Source organism: Micromonospora sp. HM134 (assembly GCF_007833915.1).
GTDB lineage: Bacteria > Actinomycetota > Actinomycetes > Mycobacteriales > Micromonosporaceae > Micromonospora > Micromonospora wenchangensis.
In genome coordinates this window covers 6,201,726-6,214,164 of record NZ_CP041061.1, presented here as the reverse complement: position 1 = coordinate 6,214,164, position 12,439 = coordinate 6,201,726, and the positions used below count along the sequence as shown (strand labels likewise).

15 protein-coding genes are annotated in these 12,439 nt (G+C 70.2%); 13 read left to right on the top strand and 2 right to left on the bottom strand.

The annotated features are described in order from the left end of the window. Positions 1-61: 61 nt before the first annotated feature. The 12 genes from FJK98_RS26925 (at position 62) to FJK98_RS26870 (ending at position 9,914) form a co-directional block, all read left to right on the top strand. The gene (locus tag FJK98_RS26925; RefSeq protein ID WP_145921459.1) at positions 62-493 is read left to right on the top strand and encodes a hypothetical protein; all 432 of its coding nucleotides are present in this window, start codon (positions 62-64) and stop codon (positions 491-493) included. A gap of 173 nt (positions 494-666) precedes the next feature. Further along, positions 667-903, top strand: coding sequence for an AtpZ/AtpI family protein (locus FJK98_RS26920; protein ID WP_088642787.1), 237 nt, complete (start codon positions 667-669; stop codon positions 901-903). Positions 904-914: 11 nt separating this feature from the next. Next, entirely contained in the window at positions 915-1,712 is a 798-nt protein-coding gene (atpB, locus tag FJK98_RS26915; RefSeq protein WP_145921458.1) for a F0F1 ATP synthase subunit A, read from the top strand. A gap of 132 nt (positions 1,713-1,844) precedes the next feature. Next, on the top strand, positions 1,845-2,078 hold the full coding sequence (locus tag FJK98_RS26910) for an ATP synthase subunit C (RefSeq protein WP_067312849.1): 234 nt from the start codon (positions 1,845-1,847) through the stop codon (positions 2,076-2,078). A 29-nt stretch (positions 2,079-2,107) separates the two neighbouring features. Next, positions 2,108-2,647: a F0F1 ATP synthase subunit B gene (locus FJK98_RS26905; RefSeq protein WP_088642785.1), complete on the top strand. Its 540-nt coding sequence runs from the start codon at positions 2,108-2,110 to the stop codon at positions 2,645-2,647. Beyond that, the gene (locus FJK98_RS26900) at positions 2,647-3,468 is read left to right on the top strand and encodes a F0F1 ATP synthase subunit delta (RefSeq protein WP_145921457.1); all 822 of its coding nucleotides are present in this window, start codon (positions 2,647-2,649) and stop codon (positions 3,466-3,468) included. The genes FJK98_RS26905 and FJK98_RS26900 overlap by 1 nt, the downstream gene beginning before the upstream one ends. Positions 3,469-3,555: 87 nt before the next feature. Beyond that, a complete protein-coding gene (atpA, locus tag FJK98_RS26895; RefSeq protein WP_145921456.1) occupies positions 3,556-5,199 on the top strand; it encodes a F0F1 ATP synthase subunit alpha in 1,644 nt (547 codons plus the stop codon). A gap of 9 nt (positions 5,200-5,208) precedes the next feature. Beyond that, complete coding sequence (locus FJK98_RS26890) at positions 5,209-6,138, top strand: F0F1 ATP synthase subunit gamma (RefSeq protein ID WP_145921455.1); 930 nt, start codon at positions 5,209-5,211, stop codon at positions 6,136-6,138. Further along, positions 6,138-7,595, top strand: coding sequence for a F0F1 ATP synthase subunit beta (gene atpD, locus FJK98_RS26885; protein WP_088642781.1), 1,458 nt, complete (start codon positions 6,138-6,140; stop codon positions 7,593-7,595). The genes FJK98_RS26890 and atpD overlap by 1 nt, the downstream gene beginning before the upstream one ends. Before the next feature lie 237 nt (positions 7,596-7,832). Then, positions 7,833-9,032, top strand: coding sequence for an LCP family protein (locus FJK98_RS26880; protein ID WP_145923014.1), 1,200 nt, complete (start codon positions 7,833-7,835; stop codon positions 9,030-9,032). A 135-nt stretch (positions 9,033-9,167) separates the two neighbouring features. Next, positions 9,168-9,446, top strand: a complete 279-nt coding sequence (locus FJK98_RS26875) for a F0F1 ATP synthase subunit epsilon (protein WP_067312863.1) — start codon at positions 9,168-9,170, stop codon at positions 9,444-9,446. A gap of 12 nt (positions 9,447-9,458) precedes the next feature. Beyond that, on the top strand, positions 9,459-9,914 hold the full coding sequence (locus FJK98_RS26870; protein WP_088642779.1) for a DUF2550 domain-containing protein: 456 nt from the start codon (positions 9,459-9,461) through the stop codon (positions 9,912-9,914). A 34-nt stretch (positions 9,915-9,948) separates the two neighbouring features. Here the strand turns inward: FJK98_RS26870 and FJK98_RS26865 are convergent, their stop codons facing one another. Then, on the bottom strand, positions 9,949-10,374 hold the full coding sequence (locus FJK98_RS26865) for a VOC family protein (RefSeq protein WP_145921454.1): 426 nt from the start codon (positions 10,372-10,374) through the stop codon (positions 9,949-9,951). Continuing rightward, positions 10,350-10,922, bottom strand: coding sequence for a cob(I)yrinic acid a,c-diamide adenosyltransferase (locus FJK98_RS26860; RefSeq protein ID WP_145921453.1), 573 nt, complete (start codon positions 10,920-10,922; stop codon positions 10,350-10,352). Before FJK98_RS26860 ends, FJK98_RS26865 begins: the two co-directional genes overlap by 25 nt. On the opposite strand from FJK98_RS26860, the gene murA reads away from it, so the two are divergent. Further along, on the top strand, positions 10,921-12,360 hold the full coding sequence (gene murA / locus FJK98_RS26855) for a UDP-N-acetylglucosamine 1-carboxyvinyltransferase (protein ID WP_145921452.1): 1,440 nt from the start codon (positions 10,921-10,923) through the stop codon (positions 12,358-12,360). The genes FJK98_RS26860 and murA overlap by 2 nt on opposite strands. Positions 12,361-12,439 lie beyond the last annotated feature (79 nt).

Below are 12,439 nucleotides of genomic sequence, written 5' to 3'. Positions count from 1 at the left end.
GGGCCGGACCGGGGGCGGCCCGTCGTGGCCGCGCCGCACGCCGACGGCCCGGAAGACCCGCGTGGCTGAGCCCGGGGCGCGCGGGCCGGCGGTGGCCGACGACCAGGGGTGGCGGCTGCGTCACCTGCCGGTGCTGCTGGCCGCCTCGGCGGTGCTGGGGGTGGTCGCCGCGCTGGTCGGTGCGGTGACCGGCGGCGGCGTGGCGGCCCTCGGCGCGGCGGCCGGGGTGGCGGTGACGGTGGTCAGCTACAGCCTGACCACGGTGGTGCTGGCCAGGGCCGACGCGGTCAACCCGCAACTGGTGCTGCCCCTCGGGCTGGGCCTCTACATCGCCAAGTTCACCCTGCTGGGGGTGGTCATGGTGGCGGTGGCATCGACCGGCTGGGACGGCCTGGTTCCACTCTGTGTCGGCATCGCCGCCGGTGTGGTGGTCTGGACCGGAGTGCACATCTGGTGGCTGACCAGGGTGTATTCCCGTCGACCCGGCTCCTGACTGTCCCACATGGTGGGCGGGCGGGCGACTGTCCGCGTGCGGTCGTTCTCTCCCTTGCGGAAGGGGAGTAGCGTGCCCCCAGACGATGGAGCCCGCCCGATGCCCACACAACGACGGTTGTGCGGGGGGTGAGGCACAGCCTCGTCTTCCCGGCTGATATCGTTCGCCCCGTCATGGCTGGTGACCAAAACCCCCGACCCACCGGTGGCCCGGACGACGTTCCGACCGGCGCCGGTCAGGGTTGGACCGCGCTCTCGTACCTCATCGGGGGCATGCTCGTCTGGGGTTTCATCGGCTGGCTGGTCGACCAGTGGCTCGACTCCGGCGGCATCGCCACCGGGATCGGTGTCGTGCTCGGCATGGCCGGGGGGATCATCCTGGTCGTCCGCCGGCTCGGCACGCCTACTTAGGAAGGGACGCGGTGTTCGGACAGGCGAACGTCCTGGCAGCGGGCCAGGCGGCATTCCCACCCAGCGTGGAGGACTTCTACCTGCCCAGCATCCTGCCCTGGGGTGCGCACGACTCGTACTGGTTCACCAAGATCACGGCGATGGTGTGGGTCGCCGTCGGCATCCTGATCATCTTCTTCCTGGCGACCTACCGGAAGCCGCAGCTGGTCCCGACCAAGAAGCAGTGGCTCGCCGAGTCGATCTACGGCTTCGTGCGGAACAACATCGCGGTCGACATGATCGGACACCGGGGGGTGCGGTTCGCGCCGTACTTCACCACGCTGTTCTGCTTCGTGCTGCTGACCAACTTCTTCGCGATCGTGCCGTTCTTCCAGATCTCGCCGAACTCGCACATCGCCTTCCCGGCGATCCTCGCCGTGATCAGCTACCTGATGTTCAACTACGTCGGCATCCGGCACCACGGCTTCGTGAAGTACTTCAAGAACTCCCTGATCCCGCCGGCGCCCTGGTACATCCTGCCGCTGCTGATCCCGATCGAGTTCTTCTCCACCTTCCTCGTGCGGCCGTTCTCGCTGGCCGTGCGTCTCTTCGCCAACATGTTCGCCGGGCACATGCTGCTGCTGGTCTTCACCCTCGGCGGCTTCGCGATGCTCAGCGCCAACGCCTGGCTCGCACCGGTCTCGGTGCTGTCCTGGGTGATGACCATCGCGCTCACCTTCCTCGAGTTCCTGGTCATCTGCCTGCAGGCCTACGTCTTCACCGTCCTCACCGCAAGCTACGTGCAGGGCGCGCTCGCCGACGAGCACTGATCCACCGGGCGGGGGCTCGAAAGCGAGCACTGGTCCACGGGCGGGGGCTCGCTCGCGAGCACTGGTCCACCGCATCAACCCGTTGTCGTCCCGCGTGAGAGTCACGCGAGATACCCAGGAGGAACCACACCCATGGACGCTAGCGTTCTCGCCGAGGTCACCGGCAGCACCGCCGCCATCGGCTACGGCCTCGCCGCCATCGGCCCGGGCATCGGCGTCGGCCTGGTCTTCGCCGCCTACATCCAGTCGACGGCCCGCCAGCCGGAGTCGTCCCGGATGACCCTGCCGTACGTCTGGATCGGCTTCGCCGTCATCGAGGCGCTCGCGCTGCTGGGCATCGCCTTCGGCTTCATCTGGGCCGGCTGACCCGGCCCCTGCAGACCGGGAGGTCATCCATGTACTTCCTCGCCGCTGAGGGTGGTGAGTCGACCCACAACCCGATCATCCCGCTCTGGCAGGAGATCGTGGTCGGCAGCGTCGCCTTCGCCGTGCTCTGCTTCGTGCTGATGAAGTTCGTCTTCCCCCGCATGGAACAGACGTTCCAGGCCCGGGTCGACGCGATCGAGGGCGGGATCAAGCGTGCCGAGGCCGCCCAGGCCGAGGCCAACCAGCTCCTTGAGCAGTACCGCGCGCAGCTCGCCGAGGCGCGTACCGACGCCGCCAAGATCCGGGACGACGCCCGGGCCGACGCTGAGGGCATCCGTCAGGACATCCTCGGCAAGGCGCGGGAGGAGTCCGACCGGATCATCGCGGCCGGCAAGGAGCAGCTCGCCGCCGAGCGGGCCACCATCGTGCGTGAGCTGCGGGCCGAGGTCGGCACCATCGCGGTGGACCTGGCCAGCAAGATCGTCGGCGAGTCGCTTGCCGACGAGGCACGCCGCAAGGGCACCGTCGACCGGTTCCTGAGCAACCTCGAGAGCACGGGGGCCCGCTGATGCAGGCCGCCAGCCGGGAGTCGTACGCGGTCGCGGCCGAGCGCCTCGACGCGTACGTCCGCGGGGCGGAGCCGTCGGCGGTGGCGACCACCGCCGACGACGTCCTCTCCGTCGCCGCCCTGTTGCGGGGCGAGCCGCGGCTGCGCCGGGCGCTGTCCGACCCGGCCCGCAGCGGCGACGACCGTGCGGCGCTGCTCAACGGCATCCTGACCGGCAAGATCGGCGCGGATGCGCTCGACCTGCTGTCCGGCCTGGTCGCCGGCCGCTGGTCGACGCCGTCGGAGCTGCTCGACGGCACCGAGCGGCTCGGGGTGGAGGCGCTGCTGGCCAGTGCCGACGCCGCGGGCGACCTCGGTGAGGTCGAGGACGAGCTGTTCCGCTTCGGCCAGGTGGTCGCCGGTCAGTCCGCGCTCTCCGCGGCGCTGGCCGATCCGATCGCCCCGGCCGGGCAGCGGGCCGGACTGGCCCGGGAACTGCTCGCCGGCAAGGCCCGGCCGGTCACCGTCCGCCTCGTCGAGGTGGCCCTCGGCGGGTTCGGGGGACGCTCCTTCACCGGGGCGCTCACCCGGCTGGTCGAGTTGGCCGCCGACCGGCGGGACCGTCAGGTCGCGTACGTGACCGTGGCGGCTCCGTTGAGTGAGTCCGACGAGCGACGGCTCGGTGCCCGTCTCTCCGCGATGTACGGTCGAGAGGTTTCCGTCAAGCAGACGGTCGACCCGGAGGTGCTCGGTGGGGTGAGCGTGCGGGTCGGTTCCGACCTGTACGACGGCACCGTCCTGCGCCGCCTCAACGAGACCCGCAACGCGCTCGTGCAGCGCTGACCAGCGGCCTCGCCGCCCTTTGATCGACGCCATTCGGACCGGTCGGTACTAGGTATCCCGGGCCCCTGATACTTAAGGAAGCAGAGGATGGCCGAGCTGACCATCTCGACGGAGGAGATCCGCGGCGCCCTGGAGCGCTACGTCTCCTCCTACTCGACCGACGTCTCCCGCGAGGAGGTCGGCACCGTCGCCGACACCGGTGACGGCATCGCCCACGTCGAGGGCCTGCCCTCGACCATGACCAACGAACTCCTGGAGTTCGAGGACGGCACGCTCGGCGTGGCGTTGAACCTCGACGTGCGGGAGATCGGTGTCGTCGTTCTCGGTGACTCCGCCAAGCTGGAGGAGGGGCAGCGCGTCAAGCGCACCGGCCGGGTGCTCTCCGTACCGGTCGGCGACGCCTTCCTCGGCCGCGTGGTCAACGCGCTCGGCCAGCCGATCGACGGCCTCGGCGACATCGCCGACGAGGGCTACCGCGAGCTGGAGCTCCAGGCCCCCAACGTGATGTCCCGGCAGTCGGTCGACGAGCCGCTGCAGACCGGCATCAAGGCGATCGACGCGATGACCCCGATCGGTCGGGGCCAGCGGCAGCTGATCATCGGCGACCGGAAGACCGGCAAGACCACCGTCGCGCTGGACACCATCCTCAACCAGCGGGACAACTGGCGCTCCGGCGACCCGAAGAAGCAGGTCCGCTGCATCTACGTCGCCATCGGCCAGAAGGCCTCCACGATCGCCTCGATCAAGGGCATCCTGGAGGACGCGGGCGCGCTGGAGTACACCACCATCGTGGCCTCCCCGGCGTCCGACCCGGCCGGCTTCAAGTACCTCGCCCCGTACACCGGCTCGTCCATCGGGCAGCACTGGATGTACGGCGGCAAGCACGTCCTGATCGTCTTCGACGACCTGAGCAAGCAGGCCGAGGCGTACCGGGCCGTGTCGCTGCTGCTGCGCCGCCCGCCGGGCCGTGAGGCCTACCCGGGTGACGTCTTCTACCTGCACTCCCGCCTGCTGGAGCGCTGCGCGAAGCTCTCCGACGAGCTGGGTGGCGGCTCGATGACCGGCCTGCCGATCATCGAGACGAAGGCCAACGACATCTCGGCCTTCATCCCGACCAACGTCATCTCCATCACCGACGGCCAGATCTTCCTGGAGTCCGACCTGTTCAACCAGGGCGTCCGGCCGGCCATCAACGTCGGCACCTCGGTCTCCCGGGTCGGTGGCGCCGCGCAGATGAAGCCGATGAAGAAGGTCTCCGGCTCGCTGCGGCTCAACCTGGCCCAGTTCCGTGAGCTGGAGGCGTTCGCCGCCTTCGCCTCCGACCTGGACAAGGCCTCGCAGGCCCAGCTGAACCGGGGTTCCCGGCTGGTCGAGCTGCTCAAGCAGCCGAACTACTCGCCGTACCCGGTGCAGGAGCAGGTCGTCTCGGTCTGGGCCGGCGTCGAGGGCAAGCTGGACGACGTCCCGGTCGGCGAGATCCGTCGCTTCGAGTCCGAGTTCCTCCAGTACCTGCGGCACAAGCACGAGGGCGTGCTGGCCTCGATCGCGGACGGCAAGTGGGGCGACGACATCGCCGCCTCGCTGGACTCGGCCATCGGCGAGTTCAAGCAGGTCTTCCTCGGCAAGGCCGACGAGCGCCGGGTCAACGACGCGCCGGCCAAGCCGCTGGAGGGCGAGTCGGACCGGGAGACGGTCACCCGCTACGCCGGCGGCGACGCCGAGAAGCAGTAGGGCTGACTCATGGCGGCCCAGGTACGCGTTCTTCGCCAGCGAATCCGTTCGGCGAAGGGGATGAAGAAGATCACCAAGGCGATGGAGCTCGTGGCGACGAGCCGCATCGCCAAGGCCCAGGCCCGGGTGACGGCGTCCCTGCCGTACGCCCAGGCGATCACCGGCGTGCTCACCGCGCTGGCCTCGAACGCCCGGATCGACCACCCGCTGCTCACCCCGCGCGAGCGGGTGCGGCGGGCGGGCGTCCTGCTGGTCACCTCCGACCGGGGCCTGGCCGGCGGGTACAGCTCCAACGCGATCAGGACCGCCGAGTCGCTGATCGCCCGGCTCACCGCCGACGGCAAGGAGCCGGTGCTCTACGTCATCGGACGCAAGGGCCTGACGTTCTACCGGTTCCGCAACCGGCAGATCGCGGCGAACTGGACCGGCTTCTCGGAGCAGCCCACCTTCGCCGACGCCCGTGAGGTCGGCGAGACGCTGATCGCGGCGTTCACCGCCGGTGCCGACGACACCGACGGCGACGCCGGGCCGGACGGCGTGCTCGGCATCGACGAGTTGCACATCGTCTACACCGAGTTCCACAGCCTGATGACCCAGAGCCCGGTCACGAAGATCATCGGCCCGATGCAGGTCGAGGACCGGCCGCGCTCCGAGGGGCTGCTGCCGGCGTACGAGTTCGAGCCGGAGGCGGAGTCGCTGCTCGACGCGCTGTTGCCGAAGTACATCAACACGCGGATCTACGCGGCGTTGCTGGAGTCGGCGGCGAGCGAGTCGGCGGCCCGGCGGCGGGCGATGAAGAGCGCCACCGACAACGCCGAAGAGATGATCGAGAAGTACACGCGTGAGATGAACTCGGCCCGCCAGGCCGGGATCACCCAGGAGATCAGTGAGATCGTCGGCGGCGCGAACGCGCTGGCCGCGTCGGGAAGTGAAGTGTGATGACTGTATCCGCAGTTGCCGGGGGACCGGCAGAGACCAGTACGGCCACCGGTCGCGTGGTTCGGGTCATCGGCCCGGTCGTCGACGCCGAGTTCCCGCGCGACGCCATGCCGACCCTGTTCAACGCCCTGCACGTGGAGGTGAACCTCTCCGGCGGCGCGAAGACGCTCACCCTGGAGGTCGCCCAGCACCTGGGTGACAACCTGGTCCGGGCCATCTCGATGCAGCCGACCGACGGTCTGGTCCGGGGTGCCGAGGTGACCGACTCCGGCTCGCCGATCACCGTTCCGGTGGGCGACGCGGTCAAGGGCCACGTCTTCAACGCCATCGGCGAGTGCCTCAACCTCACCGAGGGCGAGACGCTCGACGCGGACGACCGGTGGGGCATCCACCGCAAGGCCCCGGCCTTCGCGGACCTGGAGCCGAAGACCGAGATGCTGGAGACCGGCATCAAGGTCATCGACCTGCTCGCCCCGTACGTCAAGGGCGGCAAGATCGGCCTGTTCGGCGGCGCCGGCGTGGGCAAGACGGTGCTCATCCAGGAGATGATCACCCGGGTGGCCCGGAACTTCGGTGGTACGTCGGTCTTCGCCGGCGTGGGTGAGCGCACCCGTGAGGGCAACGACCTCATCGCCGAGATGACCGAGTCCGGCGTCATCGACAAGACCGCGCTGGTCTACGGCCAGATGGACGAGCCGCCGGGCACCCGGCTGCGGGTGGCGCTGTCGGCGCTGACCATGGCCGAGTACTTCCGGGACGTCAAGAAGCAGGAGGTGCTGCTCTTCATCGACAACATCTTCCGCTTCACCCAGGCCGGTTCCGAGGTCTCCACCCTGCTCGGCCGGATGCCGAGCGCGGTGGGTTACCAGCCGACCCTGGCCGACGAGATGGGCGAGCTCCAGGAGCGGATCACCTCCGTCCGGGGCCAGGCCATCACCTCGCTCCAGGCGATCTACGTGCCCGCCGACGACTACACCGACCCGGCGCCGGCGACCACCTTCGCCCACCTGGACGCGACCACCAACCTGGAGCGGTCGATCTCCGACAAGGGCATCTACCCGGCCGTGGACCCGCTGGCGTCCTCGTCCCGGATCCTCGCCCCGGAGTTCGTCGGCGAGGCGCACTTCGCGGTGGCCACCGAGGTCAAGCGCATCCTCCAGCGCTACAAGGACCTCCAGGACATCATCGCCATCCTCGGTATCGAGGAGCTCTCGGAGGAGGACAAGCTCACCGTCGGCCGGGCCCGCCGGATCGAGCGCTTCCTCTCCCAGAACACCTACGCCGCCGAGCAGTTCACCGGCGTGCCGGGCTCGACGGTCCCGATCGAGGAGACCATCGACGCGTTCCGGAAGATCAGCGAGGGCGAGTACGACCACTTCCCCGAGCAGGCCTTCTTCATGTGCGGCGGTCTGGAGGACCTGGAGCGCAAGGCGAAGGAGCTGATGTCGGAGGGCTGAGCTCTCGGACAGTCGTGCTGCGAAGGCCACCCCGGTCGACCGGGGTGGCCTTCGGCCGTTGCGCCTGGTGGGGCCGGTGTCCGGTTGCCGGGCGAGCGGTCGCTGCGGGGGCGCGGTACCGTTTCGAGAACGACTCTCGGGTTTGGGGGTCGGTGTGGTGCAACTTTTCGACCGGGTACGCCCGTCTCCTCTTCGTGGGCGTGACGAATCCTCGTGACGAGTCCCCGTGCGCGACGAATGGAGCTGCTGGTGGGTAAGACCGGCAAGGGCGGCAGGGACGGTAAGGCCGGTAAGGGTGGCGGGGCCGGTAAGGCCGGCGGGGACGGCAGGCGGTCGATCTGGTCCGGGGTGCCCCGCTGGGCCCGCGCGTGCACCATCTTCGGGGTCGTGCTGCTGATGCTCAGCGGCGCGGTCCTGGTGGGCTACGAGACGCTGCTGTCGCGCTACGAGGGTTCGGTGGGCAAGGCCGACCTGTTCGGCGACAAGGCGGCCGGGGCGCAGGAGCGCAAGAGCAACGTCAAGGGCCCGCTGAACATCCTGCTGGTGGGCATCGACCCGCGGGACGCGAAGACGCCGCCGCTGGCCGACTCGATCATGGTGCTGCACGTGCCGGAGTCGTTGGACCGGGCGTACATCTTCTCCGTGCCGCGTGACCTCTACGTCGACATCCCCAAGTTCGACAAGGCCGGCTACCGGGGCGGCTCCGGCAAGATCAACGGAGCGATGTCGCACGGCAGCATCGTCGAGGGCAAGAACCCCAGCGCGGCGCAGGGCTTCGAACTGCTCGCCAAGACCGTGCAGAAGGCGACCGGGATCACCCGGTTCGACGCCGGGGCGATCATCAACTTCACCGGCTTCCAAAAGATCGTCGACGCGATGGGCGGCGTCGACATGTACATCGAGCGGGAGGTCCGCTCCGAGCACCGCGAGCCGAACGGCAAGCACCGCAAGGGCAACCCGTACGGCGAGGGGTACATCGGGCCGCAGGCGGTCTACAAGAAGGGCAACCAGCACCTCAGCGGCTGGCAGGCGCTGGACTACGTCCGGCAGCGCTACCCGAGGAACGGCGTCCCGGACGCCGACTACGGCCGGCAGCGGCACCAGCAGCAGTTCATCAAGGCGATGATCAGCCAGGCGTTCAGCGCCGACGTGGTGACCAACCCGATCAAGCTGGACCGGGTGATCCGGGCCGCCGGCCAGTCGCTGACCTTCAACGGCCGGGGCAACAGCGTGGTCGACTTCGCCATCGCGCTCAAGGGCATCCGCTCGGAGAACGTCGAGCTGATCAAGCTGCCCGGGGAGGGGATCGGCACCGGCAACGCCTACCGGGGGGAGCGGTTGCTGCCCGCCGCCGACGACTTCTTCGCCGCCCTCAAGAACGAGCAGTTGGACGCCTTCCTGCTGGAGCACCCGGAGTTCCGTAACAAGGTCAAGTGACCCCTGCGGGTGCCGACAGCACCGTCCGGCCAGCCGACACGCCGGATGGTGGTGCAGGTCTCGGCACCCGCGTTGGGTCGGCGACGGCGGTCCGACTAGACTTTCGACAATCCGTCGCCGCAGCAAGGAGACAGCGTGGCACAGCAGCTTCACGTCGACCTCGTAGCCGTCGAGGAGAAGGTCTGGTCCGGCGAGGCCGAAATGGTCGTCGCCCGCACGACCGAAGGCGAGCTGGGTGTGCTGCCGGGGCACGCGCCGCTGCTTGGCCAGCTCGCCGAGCCCAGCCAGGTCCGGATCAAGCAGGCCGGCGGCCAGCAGGTCGCCTACGACATCACCGGCGGATTCCTGTCGGTCGGCGCGGAGAGCGTCACCGTGCTCGCCGAGAGCGCCACCCCGGCCACTCCGGCCCGCTGAGTCCACCCGCCGATGGAGATCGTCGAAGGGATCGGAATCGGCATCGCGGTGATCCTCGCCGCGCTCCTGATCCTCTTCGTCCGGCGGGCCCTGGTCACCCGTAGCGGCGGCATCATCCGGCTGAGCGTCCGGGTCACCACCGTCCTGGACGGCCGGGGCTGGTCACCGGGCTTCGCGCGGTTCGTCGGCGACCAGCTCCGCTGGTACCGGATGTTCAGCTTCGCCCTGCGGCCCAAGCGGGTGCTCTCCCGCAAGGAGCTGGTGGTGGAGCGGCGGCGGCTGCCCGAGGGTCAGGAACGGCTCTCCATGCCGTCCGACTGGGTGATCCTCCGCTGTACCAGTCAACACGCGCCGGTCGAGATCGCCATGGCCCGATCCACGGTGACCGGTTTCTCCTCCTGGCTCGAGGCCGCCCCGCCCGGGGCGGCCTCGCCACGTATGGCCTCCCAGGACTGGCCCGCCGCCTGACCCGGCACCGGCCCGGTCGCCCTGCCGGGCGCGGTCAGGGTGCGGCGACGGCGGCCACCAGCTCGACCTCGTAGCCCTGCCGGTCGGTGAGGTAGGCGGCGTAGCTGTCCGGGCCACCGGCGTGCGGGTGGCGGTCGGCGAACAGCAGCGCCCAGCCGTGGGCCGCGGCGTCGGCCACCAGCCGGTCCACCGCGTGCGGCGGACCGGCGTGGAAGGCCAGGTGGTTGAGGCCCGGGGCGCGCCGGTCGTGGGTCCGCCCGGTCAGCGCCGGGGACTCCTCGACGACCAGGTACGTCGGGCCGTGCCGCCAGGAGCAGCCGGCCGGCCAGTCCTGGTACGGCGTCCAGCCCAGTTCACCGAGCAGCCAGCCCCAGCTCCGCTTCGCGGCGGCCAGGTCGGGTACCCAGACCTCGACGTGGTGCAGCCCGCCCGTGCTCAGCGCTTGCCGCCCGGCACCCATAGCACATCGCCGCCCGGATTGGCCGTTCTTGACAGGATGAACAGCAGGTCGGAGAGGCGGTTGAGATACTTTGCCGGAAGGGAGCTGGTGCGATCCGGATCGTGGGCGACCAGGGCCCAGGCCGCCCGTTCGGCGCGCCGGGCGATCGTCCGTGCCACGTGCAGCAGCGCCGCGCCAGCGGTGCCGCCGGGGAGGATGAAGGAGTCGAGCTTGCCCAGTCGCCCGTTGTACTCGTCGCACCAGCCTTCGAGGCGTTCGACGTACTCCTCGGTGACCCGCAGCGGCGGGTACGCCGGGTCCGGCTCGACGGGGGTGGCCAGGTCGGCGCCGACGTCGAACATGTCGTTCTGGATCGACTCCAGTACGGCCCGCAGCTCGTCGTCGAGCTGCCCCAGGGCGAGCGCCACGCCGAGCGCGGCGTTGCACTCGTCGACGTCCGCGTACGCGGCGATCCGTGGATCGGTCTTCGGCACCTGCTCGTTGTTGCTCAGCCTGGTCATGCCGGCGTCGCCGGCCTTGGTGTAGATGCGCGTGAGGTGGACGGCCATGACGCACAGCCTACGGATACCGGACCTGACGATCCCGGCACGGCCCGCTGCGGCCGGTTGGCCGGTGGAGGTGGGGCCGGGTGACGCCGGCGATCCGGCGGTCGACGCGGTCGACGTCATCCGGGTCGGCGGTGACGCCCGGCTGGCCGGCACGGTGCACGTCGTCGGGGCGAAGAACTCGGCGCTGAAGCTGATGGCGGCGGCGCTGCTGGCCCCGGGGCGTACGGTGATCACGAACGTGCCCCGGATCACCGACATCGCCATCATGGGCGAGGTGCTGCGCCGGCTCGGCTGCGCGGTCTACTTCGCGGCGGACGACCCGGTGGACCCTATGGTCGGGTACGGCGGGCAGGCCCGCTCCCGGTCGGTCGTCATCGACGTGCCCGAGCAGCCCGGCGCGGACGCCGACTACGACCTGGTGCGTCGGCTGCGGGCGTCGATCTGCGTGTTGGGCCCACTGCTGGCCCGCCGGGGGTACGTGCGGGTGGCCCACCCGGGCGGGGACGCGATCGGCTCCCGGGGTCTGGACATGCACATCGCCGGGCTGGCCCGGATGGGCGCGGAGGTCTCCGGCGAGCACGGCTTCGTCATCGCCGCCGCCCCGGACGGGCTGCGGGGCGCCGAGATCGTGCTGGACTTCCCGAGCGTGGGCGCCACCGAGAACCTGGTGATGGCGGCGGTGCTGGCCCGGGGCGTGACGACGATCGACAACGCGGCCCGGGAACCGGAGATCGTCGACCTCTGCACGATGCTCAACCGGATGGGCGCCCGGATCTCCGGCTGCGGCAGCTCCACGCTGCGTATCGCCGGGGTGCCCGCGCTGCGCCCGGTGCGGCATGCCACGGTGGGGGACCGGATCGTCGCCGGAACGTGGGCGTTCGGCGCGGCGATGACCCGGGGGGACGTGACGGTCACCGGGATCGACCCGGCCTATCTGGAGGTCGCGCTGGACAAGCTGGTGTCGGCCGGCGCGTTGGTGGAGACCCGGGGCGACGCCTTCCGGGTACGCGCCGACGACCGCCCCGCCGCCGTGGACGTGGTGACCCTGCCGTACCCGGGGTTCGCGACCGACCTGCTGCCGATGGCGATCGGCCTAGCGGCGGTCAGCGAGGGGGCGTCCCTGATCACCGAGAACATCTTCGACGGCCGGTTCATGTTCGCCAACGAGATGGTGCGTCTCGGTGCCGACATCAAGACCGACGGCCACCACGCCGTGGTCCGGGGCCGGGACCGGCTCTCCGGTGCGCCGGTACGGGCCACCGACATCCGGGCCGGCGCCGGGCTGATCATCGCGGGGCTGTGCGCGGACGGGGTCACCGAGGTGTCGCACGTGCACCACGTGGACCGGGGCTACCCGGACTTCGTGGCCGACCTGCGGGCGCTCGGTGTGGAGGTGGAACGGGGCACCGTCCCGGAGACCCCCGAGCTGACCATCTGACCCGCCTCCCGCCGCCGGTCCGACCGTCCGGGGCTTAGCGTTCGTTCAGGCTCGCCGACTAGGGTGCTGGCAGACACTC